Annotated in this window: 6 protein-coding genes; all 6 read right to left on the reverse strand. The window is 40.5% G+C overall.

Annotated elements, in window-relative coordinates; genetic code table 11:
• Nucleotides 1-70: 70 nt before the first annotated feature.
• A complete protein-coding gene (gene bglX / locus HMAT_RS00990) occupies nt 71-2,347 on the reverse strand; it encodes a beta-glucosidase BglX (RefSeq protein WP_104380962.1) in 2,277 nt (758 codons plus the stop codon).
• A 240-nt stretch (nt 2,348-2,587) separates the two neighbouring features.
• Nucleotides 2,588-3,973 (reverse strand): glucoamylase family protein, encoded by a 1,386-nt coding sequence (locus HMAT_RS00995; RefSeq protein ID WP_104380963.1) that lies wholly within the window; start codon nt 3,971-3,973, stop codon nt 2,588-2,590.
• 76 nt (nt 3,974-4,049) lie between these two features.
• The gene (locus tag HMAT_RS01000; RefSeq protein WP_104380964.1) at nt 4,050-5,480 is read right to left on the reverse strand and encodes a RagB/SusD family nutrient uptake outer membrane protein; all 1,431 of its coding nucleotides are present in this window, start codon (nt 5,478-5,480) and stop codon (nt 4,050-4,052) included.
• A gap of 19 nt (nt 5,481-5,499) precedes the next feature.
• Entirely contained in the window at nt 5,500-8,604 is a 3,105-nt protein-coding gene (locus tag HMAT_RS01005) for a TonB-dependent receptor (RefSeq protein ID WP_104380965.1), read from the reverse strand.
• Between the two features lie 266 nt (nt 8,605-8,870).
• Nucleotides 8,871-10,151 (reverse strand): triple tyrosine motif-containing protein, encoded by a 1,281-nt coding sequence (locus tag HMAT_RS01010; RefSeq protein WP_104380966.1) that lies wholly within the window; start codon nt 10,149-10,151, stop codon nt 8,871-8,873.
• 35 nt (nt 10,152-10,186) lie between these two features.
• The gene (locus tag HMAT_RS01015) at nt 10,187-11,695 is read right to left on the reverse strand and encodes a two-component regulator propeller domain-containing protein (RefSeq protein ID WP_104380967.1); all 1,509 of its coding nucleotides are present in this window, start codon (nt 11,693-11,695) and stop codon (nt 10,187-10,189) included.
• Between the last annotated feature and the right edge of the window lie 214 nt (nt 11,696-11,909).

Below are 11,909 nucleotides of genomic sequence, written 5' to 3' on the forward strand. Positions count from 1 at the left end.
TTAGCCATTAAGTCGGCTAATAAAAGCTGTCTAAAAGCAAAGTCAGCCTCGAGAATGGGGTCGATCGACTTTAAAGCAGCTTAAAATCCCCCTCTTTGACATCACGGCTATTGGGCCCAATGTAAATTTTAAAATCCCCAGGTTCGGCAACATAATTCAGATCGTTATCAAAGAACTTGAGGTCTTTAAGTTGAATGTCAAATTTCACGGACTTGACTTCGCCTTTTTTCAAAAATATCTTTTGAAAACCCTTTAATTCCTTAACTGGACGGGTGACAGAGCCAACTAAATCCTGTATATATAATTGAACCGTCTCTTCCGCGTCGTAATGACCTGTATTGCTAATATCAATACGTGCTTGAATGGTTCCGTTGCTTTCCAATGTGTTTTTATCAAGAAGAATCTCTCCATAGGTAAAGGTTGTATAACTCAATCCATAACCGAAAGGGTAGAGTGGGGAATTGCTAACATCTAAATAGTTCGATTTAAACTTTTCAAAATCCCCGGAGTTTCCATAAGGTCTTCCTGTATTTTTGTGTGCATAATAGATCGGAATCTGACCAACATTGCGCGGAAAAGTTGCCGTAATCTTTCCCGAAGGAACAACATCTCCATATAAGACATCAGCGACTGCCTTTCCCGTTTCCGAGCCGCCAAACCAAACATTTAAAATCGCTGGAACATGTGCATCTTCCCAAGTAAGCGTTAGCGGTCTACCTGTAAATAATACAAGCACAACTGGTTTTCCTGTTGATAACAATGCTTTCAGAAGATTTTGTTGATTTTTTGGTATATCCAGCTCGGAGCGGCTCGAGCTTTCTCCGGACATTTCTGAAGATTCTCCAAGAGCGGCAACAACGACATCCGATTTTTGTGCGACTTTTATCGCTTCGGCAATGATCTCCTCTTCATTTCGTGGATCTCTTGCAATGGTGCGCCCAAACATTGTTGCGTGCTTTTGGTAAGTGGAATCTTCCAATAGATTAGTTCCAAGATGTGTCAGGATATTTACTTTACTACCCAGCACTGCTTTCATTCCTTCCACTAATGATGCTGTTTTCTCCAGTTCTGCACTCACGCTCCAGGTCCCGGGCATATTGGCTCCTGAATTGGCTAAAGGACCGATAACAGCAATTGTACCTGATTTTTTTAAAGGCAGAATCTGATCTTCATTTTTCAGTAAGACAAATGATTTAGCTGCAATTTCTCTTGCTTTGGCATGATTGGCAGCTGAACCGATTATGTTTTTCGCACGTTGTTCGTTACAGTAACGATAAGGATCTTCGAATAGGCCCAGTTTATATTTTGCTTCCAGCACAAAACGACAAGCTCTGTCAATATCAGCGAGCTTAACTTTCCCTTCATCAAGCGATTTTTTTAGTGTAGTAAGAAAACCTTCACCCACCATATCCATATCGACACCAGCGTTAAGGCTTAATGCCGAAACTTGTTGTAGATTGCCGAGGCCGTGTGCTGTTAGCTCATTGACAGCTGTATAATCTGTTACAACTAAGCCCTTAAAACCCCATTGCTTGCGTAGCACATCAGTCATCAACCACTTATTGGCTGATGCGGGTACGCCATTAATATCATTGAAGGAGGTCATTATACTGCCAGCTCCGGCATCTATAGCTGCTTTGTAAGGTGGTAGATATTCATTATACATCCGATGGAGGCTCATGTCGGTGCTATTATAGTCACGTCCACCTTCTGCTGCGCCGTATAGTGCAAAATGTTTGACACAGGCCATCATCGTGTTGTGTGCTGCTAAATTATCCCCCTGAAAGCCATGAACGATAGCCTCAGCAACTTTTGAACTTAGGTAAGTATCTTCGCCAGCACCCTCGGAAATACGTCCCCATCTCGGATCTCTTGAAATATCTACCATCGGCGAAAAGGCCCAGTTAATGCCATCAGCTGTGGCTTCTTCGGCTGCAATACGGGCAGATTGCTGGATTAATCCCATGTCCCATGTCGCCGCGAGTCCCAAAGGAATAGGGAAAACAGTGCGATAGCCGTGTATGACATCCATACCAAAGATAATCGGAATCTTAAGCCTAGACTGCTTGATTGCAATTTCCTGGGTCTTGCGAATTTTGGATGGTGTACTCATACTGAAAATACCACCAATCTGGCCATTTCGGATTTTCGCTTCCACATCTGTGGAAACTGTCGTTCCGGTTGTCGCTTCGCCGCCGGTGACTAGATTTAGCTGTCCGATCTTCTCTTCAACAGTCATTTTGGCCATAAGTTGGTCAATAAACTGATCCATTTTTCGATTCGATTGTGCTGGACTCACATGCCAAGCTAAAAATGCAAGGAGGAATGTTCCTACTACTTTTTTCATTGTATTATTTTCTGTTATGCGTTATGAACTATATGTTATCATTGAGTCCATTACATCGGATTTAAGTGGAGTGTGTGTAAGTTGTTATTCAATAAACTGCTTATCAATGTTACCACAGCTAGTTTCATTAATTTTTATAAAAAATAAACTCGAGTCGATTATCGAACTTATTATTGATATTTTCGTGGATGGAACCATTTTCAACGTGTGACGGATTGAAAATGATTCCGAAATTATCCACTACTTGAAATAGGGGCTCGTAAAACCAAGTTTTTTCAATCCCTGCTGAATCTCTGGTGCTTGCATAAATAAGTCCCAGATTTTTCCTGTTCTATAGTTCTCGATCATGACAATAATAGGCCCCTGATCGATGGCCAGATAACGTTGCGGAAACCAGTTGGCAGTTTCGCTATAGGCATCATAGTAGCCATATTTACCCCAAACTTTATCCCCCAATTTACTATTCAGATATTGTGCAAATTGGATACTTTGGTGCGGCGTGTAGGGCATAGAAGATAATGCTGCTGTAGGCGAAATTACCCCCGGATCATTGTCCGGATGATGTGCATCATAGCCCTTTATAGAATAACTGGCTGTCCAGCCCCAGCCTTTGTCAGGCCCGTAGCCTTTATAACCTTTGGGATTAAGCTTGGCATACGCTAAATTTATTTTGACATGATTGCTGGTTACTTCCCAATAATCAGCATATTGATCTTTTAGGCCTTTTGGGCTCAATCCCAAGTAAGAATAATGTTCCCAAAAAAGCGGGCCTACTTCGCCTTCTTTCGCATTATGTTTAATGGCTAGCGGAATATCATATTTTTTAGCCGTGCTTTTAATCCCACCGGATCTTGCCCATCCTTCATGGTATACACTGGCAGCAATAGGGTGGGACGGGGAAGAAGCTGCCAAAATATAGGTAATTAAACATTCATCATACCCTCTGACAGGATGGTTTTGCTGGAAATTAAATTTAGGACTCCAATGCCAATAGAGTACATTTTGTCCATTTGTATAGTGATTCCAATCGATTTCTTTCCAAAGTCTATCTGCTTTTTGTGCAACTGCTCTTGCAGCCTCATTTTTGTCTTTCAAGTATTCGCGAACCGTGAGTAAGCCTTGTGCTAGAAAAGCAGTTTCAACAATATCGCCACCATTGTCTTTTTCACTAAAAGGCTTGGCTGTGCCCAGTTCGCCATCATACCAATGCGCCCATGCTCCACGAAATCTTTCTATTTTGGCAAGATAATCCATGATGTGATTAAGCTTTTGAGTGCCCTGATCGGCTGTAATAAATCCACGTTCCATAGCGACGATCATCCCCATTAGTCCGAAGCCACTTCCTCCAATCGTCACGACATTGCGGTCATTATCTGGGTAGACACCGTCCATGTGGATGCGTTCACGTGCTAATCCTGATGTCGGTTCGGCACCTTCCCAGAAATATTGAAAGGTCTGTTGCTGGATAGTTGTCAACAAGGAGTCTTCATTTATAACTGGTTGGCTTATGGAATCACCGTTGGACGCATTCTCAGTACTGGTGGTTGATCTGTTTTGGCATGAACTGCTGAGAAGAAGGGCCAAAGCAATACCAGTTAAGTAAGGATATGCTGTTCGATTTCTCATGGATAGTATTGTTTAAAGTCTTAAAAAATGTTCAAACGACCTATGGTCGTTTGAACTGAGTTATTATTTGTAAGTATTACCAGCCCGAATTTTGCGGCATTTCCGGTGTTTGGATAAGCTGATTTTCAGGAATTGGAAATAAAAACATTTTGTCTTGGAATGTTTTTCCGTCAGCGGCCATCGCTGCTTTTGCCTGCTTAGTACGAATGAGATCAAACCAGCGGTCATGTTCGAAAGCTAGTTCCAGACGTCTTTCTTTCCAGATCAATTGGCGAAGCTGCGCCTGATCGGTCGTAGTTACTTCGGCTAATTTTACACGTTTACGCACGGTGTTTAAAGCGTTTAAAGCCTCACTACTGTTTCCTGATTCGTTGGAAGCTTCTGCTAATATTAAGTATATTTCCCCCAAGCGAAGGTAGCGGACGTTTTTGTCCGTGTGTTCAGCACCACCATTTGCCGAAGAATAGGCTTTTTCATTATACATGGGATTTTCGACGCCACTATCAATTAACCGTCCATCGTAAAGCGTTTCACCTCTAAAAATAATGGTTGCATCACGACGGATATCATCTTTTTCAGCATTAAAAGCATCCAACAGATTCTGGCTAGGAATATTGAAACCCCAACCTAGCGCGACTGCACCACCCCGAGGAGCCTGTACCTGGCTGTATTGTTTAATGCCATGGGCAATGGAGCTTCCCCGCGCCTGCCACTCAAAAAGCGATTCGGGACCATTCTCACCTTCTAGTCTCCAGATTTTAGCATAATCAGATTCGAGGCTATATCCGCCGGAGTTGATGACAGTTTTTGCCATGTCGGCAGCTTGCTGCCACTTGCTCTGGTACAAATATACTTTTGATAATAGACCTTGAGCCGCCCCTTTTGTTGCCCTCCCTAGATCCTTAGCTGCATACGCAGATTTAATAGGAAGGTTGTCAATCGCAAACTGTAGGTCGGCTTCAATATGGGCATAGACTTCGGCAGCAGGTTCTCTTTTGATATAATCGCGCTCCTGGATAGGGACATCCCCCCAACCACGGACCAAATAGAAATAATTGAGTGCCCGAAGAAATCTGGCCTCTCCGATAAGCCTGTTTTTATAGGCCTCGTCGGTTAAACCAAAACCTTCTGTATACTCAATTGCGCGGGTAGCACGACCGATAGATTTATACCAGCGTGCCCACATCGATTGAAATGAACCCGCTGTAGAGGTGTACGTAAGATTATCCAATAATAATTTGTCGCCACCTGAATCCGTTGCAGAGCTTCCCTTGTCTGCATTATCCGAAATCATTTCGGTGATACCCAAAAAGGAGAAAGCATAATCCCAATCTGTAAACATGCCATAGACACCGTTCACAAATTGTTCGGGGGTATAGACCGTCCCGCTGTCTTCTGCCTCAACATTTTCTTTTGAAGGAACATCTAAAAATTTGCTGTCTTTACAGGAATGTAATGTCAAACCTGCACTGAGTGCGATTGCTATATAGAGTTTATTAATTTTCATGGTGTTGTAATTTTAACGATTAAAATTGCATGTTAAGTCCAAAAAGGAAATTACGTGTGGTTGGATAAGCCGAAAGCTCGATACCTGAAGTTAGGTTTGGACTACCGTCACCAGCCAATTCTGGAGAGAAACCGCTATAGTTGGTAAACATAAATGGATTCTGAGCGGTTACATATAGTCGCAATTTTGATTTTGAACTATACAGCTTATCAAATGTGTAGCCAACCGTGATGTTGTTGATACGGAAGTAACTGCCTGATTCTAAGAAATAACTTGATGCCCAAATTGCCCGTTCAGCACCGGGATGTACATTGGTTGAGCCCGGTCCTGTCCAACGGTTTTCAAAGGTCGACAGGGCAATATTTTCTCCACCATCGGTACGTGTACTTTTCATGCCGTTATAAATCTTATTTCCCGCAACACCATAACCCGAAATATTGAAGTCAATAGCTTTGTAGTTGATGCCAAGATTAATGCCGTATGTTGAACTTGGTATAAATGAACCAAAGAATTTTTTATCTCTTGTATCAATTACACCATCACCATTTTGATCTTTATATTTTAGGTAACCTGGCTTGGCAGGTCCGAAGGAAGGATTATTCGCGATATCATTCGCATCCTGAAATACACCGATGGATTCAAACATCCACCAACCGTAAATTGGTTGTCCGACCCTTAACTGCTTCGTAATTTCACCATTGTTCAAACTTCCACCTGTAGCACCGTCATAAGTATGGACAACATCTGTTACTTTGTTGCTGTTATAAGAATAGTTGACACCTACGGAATAGCTAAAATCTGGCGATATACTTTTGTTCCAATTCAATGCAACTTCAACTCCTTGATTTAATACCTTGGCGCCATGCGCATAATAGTTTTTTTCATCTGGCGAAGAATAGATTGGGGTGACGTCCAGAATGGTATTGGTATTCTTTTTATGATAATAATCGACTGATCCAGATAGATTATTAAATAAAGTGAAGTCGATTCCGGCACCTGTTTCCTTGGTAACCTCCCAGCTTAAGTCAACTGGAGGTGTTCCTTTTGCGCTACCATATACCATATTCTGTTCGGGACCAAAAACATAATTGTAATTGGAACTTTCTGGACTTGAGAAAATATTATACGCATTTAAAGGAATGTTCTGGTTACCTAAATGTCCATAGTTTGCTCTGACTTTTAAGAAGTTGATCCAACTGATGTCTTTCATGAATTGTTCGTTGGATGCAGTCCAGCCAAAACCAAAGGATGGAAATGTTCCCCAATATTTACCTGTATTACGAAACACACTTGAGGCATCTCTTCGAACTGTTGCTGTTAAATAATAACGACTATCATAGTTGTATTGTACCCGTCCAAAATAAGACGCTAAGGCTCTAGGTGTATAGTATGTCTGCAATGAAACGATGTCATAACCATCTGATTTTCCTTTTGCTAAATTGATATTCCAATATTGTTCTTGTTCTGGAACATTATAGCCCATTTGGCTATTCATACTGTTGATATCGTATTTTTCGCGAGACATCCCTACCACAGCTTCGATATTGTGCTTATCAAATGTCTTGTTAAATGTTAGGAAGTTTTCCCATGACCATCTGAACTGTTCAAGATTTTCATATTTCAAACTGTTGTCAGCATAACTGGTATTGCCCGGCCTACTACCTTTTTCTTTATAGAATTCACTTTCAGCTCGTAAAGGATTTGCATTAAGCCAACGATCTTTAATATCAGTGAAGACACGTTGTTTAGAATAGAATTTGTTGGCCCCAATGCGTGAATTTATTTTCAAATAGTCTGTAATTTTGAATTCACCTTCGAAGCTCCCCTGAAGTCGTAACGTATTTGTTCGTTCATTTTGTCTCAGAACCTCATAAACGGGGTTGCCAATTGTATTTAAATTTCCTATGGTCTGTCCAGTTGTTCCATCGATACCCACGATACCCGTATTTTGGTTCACCCGTCCAATGCCATAACGGCCATTGGTATACATTAAAGGCACTAGTGGTGACTGTTTATATGCCGTTGTAAAAGCGCTATTGGGCTTTGGAGTGGCATTTGTCAAGGTTAAATTAAGATTTTGCGAAAACTTCAACCTATTGTCTAAAAATTTATAAACATTGTTGTTGCGGATCGTATTTCGAACATATTTGGAACCATCCAGAATACCATTTTCAGTAAAGTTGTTTGCTGAAACAAAATAATCGACTTTCTCAGTACCGCCAGCGATGTTTACAGCATTGTTAAATACTGTTCCCGTTTTAATCAATTCGTCATACCAATCGGTGTTATTAGGCTGTTTTTCTTTTATTTCCCAATTAGTTATTCCAAGAGAGAGCAAATTTTCATTAAAGTAGGTCCTGAATTGATCCCCATTGGCCATTTTTACACGATTGAGAATTTTCTTCATTCCAGCATAGCTTTCGTAATTGATGCTAACAGTACCTGCTTTGCCTTTCTTTGTAGTAACGATAATGACACCGTTTGCTGCTCTTAAACCATAGATGGAAGCCGAAGAAGCGTCCTTTAATACATCCATGGATTCAATATCCGAAGGATTAATATTATTGATATCATCTTGTGCGATACCATCAACGACATATAAAGGATTTCTTCCTGATAATGCCGTCCCTAAACCCCGAATAATGACATTGGGTGAGGAGCCCGGTGCTTCATTGGCGACAATATTTAAACCGGCGGCTTTACCCTGGATAGATTGCATGGCTGACATCGCGGGTTGTTTAGTGATATCAGAAGATTTTAAAGAGCTGATTGACCCCGTCAGGTCAGCTTTTTTTTGTGTACCGTAACCGATAACAACAACCTCTTCCAAGGCTTTATTTTCATTCTCTAGAAAAACACTGAGTTGTGTTTGGTTTCCGATGTATACCGTTTGCGTGCGGTAGCCTAGAAAATTAAAAACTAAAGAATCGGTAGGAGCGGCGTTGATCTGAAATTTCCCCGTTGCGTCGGTTTTTGTAGATGCGGTTTTCCCCTTAATACTAATGGTGACCCCAGGCATCGATATCATGCTGGAACCATCTTTGACCACTCCTTGGATAGAAGTTTGTCCATAGGCTACCGAGACTACCATGGATGTCAAAAATAATGCGGATAAATTCCTCATATCGTAAAATTTTGGTGTTTGTTTAAAAAATTCAATTGGTTATTCCCACAGCAAATATGTTGATGTAGTGTATACTTGCCAAAATTTAACGTTTGCACATCACTACTACACCGAATTTGGCGTTTCTTTTGTGAAAACTGAATTTATTTTAACTTAGTGATAGATAGTGTGTTGTTGGTTCGTTTTTTATAAAAATACGCGCGCTTTAGTGTTCTTTTTACACTAAAGCGCGTGTGTGGTAATGATGTAGTGTTTGTAGCAAAATTTTAACGTTCCAAAAGGAATTCAGAGAGGTTTTTATCTGTTGGAATACCTAATTTCTTACGCAAACGATACCGCCTGATTTCGACGCCCCGCGTACTGATGTTGAGTAGCGAAGCAATCTCTTTACTCGACATATTGAGCCTCAGATAGGCGCATAATTTTAGATCATTGGGAACAAGATCCGGAAATTCCTGCTTCAGTTTTTTGAAGAAATTCTCGTGTGATTCATTGAAACTCTTTTCAAAAATATGCCAGTCACGATCGTCGTTATGGGCATCTTCGATCAGCTTATTTATTTTTTTCAATTCGTCTGAACTGAGCTTATTTCCTTCTGCATCTTTAAGCTGTTTGAGTTCATCGTGCAGATTGTTCAACATTTCGTTTTTATAGACAATATTAAGTGCGGCGTTGGCGAGCTCCTTGTTCTTTAGATTAAGTTGATCTTCCAGTTGCTGGTTCTTTAATTTAATCCATTCCTTTTCCTGTTGTTCAGCTTCTCTGTCCAATGCAATTTTCTTCTCTTCCAGCCATTTTCGCTTCGCCTGAAACTGTCTCTTTCTTTCTCGTTGACGATTGAAATTATAAAGAAGATAAATCATTCCACCGGACATCAAAATATAAATACCTTTTGCCCACCATGAGAGGTACCAGGGATAGTTAATGGTGAGAGCTATCGTTTGTACCTCCGAAGTCAAGCCAGTGTTGGTTCTGGCCCGTACCTTAATTTCGAAATGCCCATAGGGCAAGTTCGTAAAATCTTGAAAGGCTGTTTCACTCCATTCAGACCATTTGCCCGAATACCCATCGAGGTAATATTGGTATTGTAATGGTGAAGAGGAGTAATAAGGACTTGAGAAACTCACCCGGAGGTTGTTTTCGGATGAGGCCAATTTAAGGTCGGCCCCCGGTAGGATAGTTTCTCCGGTTGTGAGATTGGTCAATTGAGCAATCTGCGGTGGTGGCAATATAAATTTAGTGGGCTCGTCAGAATTCCGGTAAATGGCAAAACCATCGTCCAATCCAATGAGATAGTAGTGATTTTCTATGGGTAGGATGTTCTCATAATTATTCATCATACGATCTTGCAAAGGGCTGAGCAGATTGGAATCTATCTTCAGTTTTCCTTTGCTATCAAAATCCACTTTGGCAATTTTTGTCTTCTGAATAAACCAATAACTATTGGTACTGATGGGAATTACCTTATTTGAATTTTTGTAACTTCCTAATGCATTGTTTAATTCATTGGAATAACTAAAGCGTTTAACGATATTATCAAACTGCATGAAGCCACTGTCTGTAGCGAAAACAAGATTATTTTCTAAGGTATAAATTCCGGTAAATCTGCGTTTAGCAGCAAGAGACTGTCTTGCATCGATGTAAACAGGATGCGTGCTTTTTGGAAGCCCGGATCAAAATCAATTAACTGTACCTGTCCCCAATCCCCAATCCAAAAGGAATGGTTATCTTTTTGGGCAAGGAAGCGAACGGGTTCCTTGATTGAAGAAAATTGCTGTACAAATTGAATTTGTGTACCATCAAAAACGAATTTTGATAATCCGGTATAATTCCCCTGAAGAATATTTTTTGTCCCAAAGATAGGTTTGAATATCCAACCTCCTGTAATTTTGGAGATCTTTTCCAGTTTACCGCCGACCAGTTTAAACGTTCCTTCATTATGACCGCAAATGAGGTCTTCACCGAAAATGGCCAATGTCCAGACTTGACCATTTGAATTAGGGACTTGTGCAAAATCTAATGAATTATAATTGTTTAACCCCTTCCATTCACTGACGAATAAACCCTTATTCGTCCCTAAGTAAATTTTCCCCTGGTAGATGATTGAAGTATACACCGTGCCTATTTTGCCTACAAAGTCGGTGTAGAAAGATAAAGAAGAGTTGATTTCGATCCGGTCAATTCCATTATCTAGTCCTACCCAGATATTTTGTTGTTTATCCTTTACAATGCTAAGTACCGTATTGTTCTGTAAACCGTTGTTTTTATTGATATGTTGGACAATTTCTCCAGCTTTATTGATAATAATCACACCATTTTGAATGGTGCCAAAAGCATATTGTCCATCGTATAGATAAATACCGTTATTTATTTGAGATTGACTAAGAATGGCATTGGCCGGAATTGACCATTGTTTAATTATTCCGTTGGACGCCATCAGGTAAAGGCCGTGTCGGGCGGTCGCTATTATTGAGTTATCCTTATCAAAGGGTAATATCGCTAAAACATTTTTATCCCGGAGGATTTCCTTCCCTTGTACAGGTACCAGTTTTCCGGCTTTGAATTCATGTAGACCACTGGGGAGCTGTTCAAAAAATAGCTGATTATTGAGCTGATGGGGAAATAAGAATGGTTCGCCCTTAGCGATGAGTGGTCTGATTGTATTATTCTCCCAGATATAGGACTTGGAAAAGGTATGGAAGAATACACGATGATCTTCCACGATAATTTTCCAGATCTCCTCATTTGGAAAATAAGTCTTGTCTGCGACCAATTTGGAAAGGCTATGATAGGTCATATCTCCAAACGCTTTTGAAGTCCAGTAGCCGAACTCACCTCGTCCGCCTGTATATATTCTCCCAGCTTTATCAATAGCAACACTGCGTACTGTTGAGTGGTTAGGAAGTGGGTATATGCGCCAGTATTGTCCATCAAACCGCAATAAGCCCTCTGTATTGGCACTATAGATTCGCCCTTCTTTATCAATAGCCAAAGACCAATTTTGGTTTCCTGCCTTGTATTGGCTTTTCTTGTATTGCTTTACAAAAGGTGTGCCCGTAGGTATGATTGTCTGACAATAACCAGTATTCATATAAAGAACAAAAAAAGCACAAAACCAAAAGATATAGGCTATGCTACATTTTCTCGAGACCATCTAACACCTCACTTTAAATTAATTTGAAAAGCAATATATAGATTTTATCGCAAAAGGGAGAATGCCTACGGCAGATGAATGTCATTATAGACATTCAAGCTTGTTTTTTTGACTAAAAAGTCGAAATCGTTTTCGCATTTTTAATAGCCCA

Origin of the sequence: Sphingobacterium sp. HMA12 (assembly GCF_002933815.1) — a bacterium.
Classification (GTDB): Bacteria; Bacteroidota; Bacteroidia; order Sphingobacteriales; family Sphingobacteriaceae; genus Sphingobacterium.

What these genes read in the sequence shown, in the direction of transcription:
- HMAT_RS01000 (WP_104380964.1), bottom strand. Translation starts at nt 5,480, where the DNA reads ATGAAAATTAATAAACTCTATATAGCAATCGCACTCAGTGCAGGTTTG.
- HMAT_RS01010 (WP_104380966.1), bottom strand. Translation starts at nt 10,151, where the DNA reads ATGCAGTTTGATAATATCGTTAAACGCTTTAGTTATTCCAATGAATTA.
- HMAT_RS01005 (WP_104380965.1), bottom strand. Translation starts at nt 8,604, where the DNA reads ATGAGGAATTTATCCGCATTATTTTTGACATCCATGGTAGTCTCGGTA.
- HMAT_RS01015 (WP_104380967.1), bottom strand. Translation starts at nt 11,695, where the DNA reads ATGAATACTGGTTATTGTCAGACAATCATACCTACGGGCACACCTTTT.
- HMAT_RS00995 (WP_104380963.1), bottom strand. Translation starts at nt 3,973, where the DNA reads ATGAGAAATCGAACAGCATATCCTTACTTAACTGGTATTGCTTTGGCC.
- bglX (WP_104380962.1), bottom strand. Translation starts at nt 2,347, where the DNA reads ATGAAAAAAGTAGTAGGAACATTCCTCCTTGCATTTTTAGCTTGGCAT.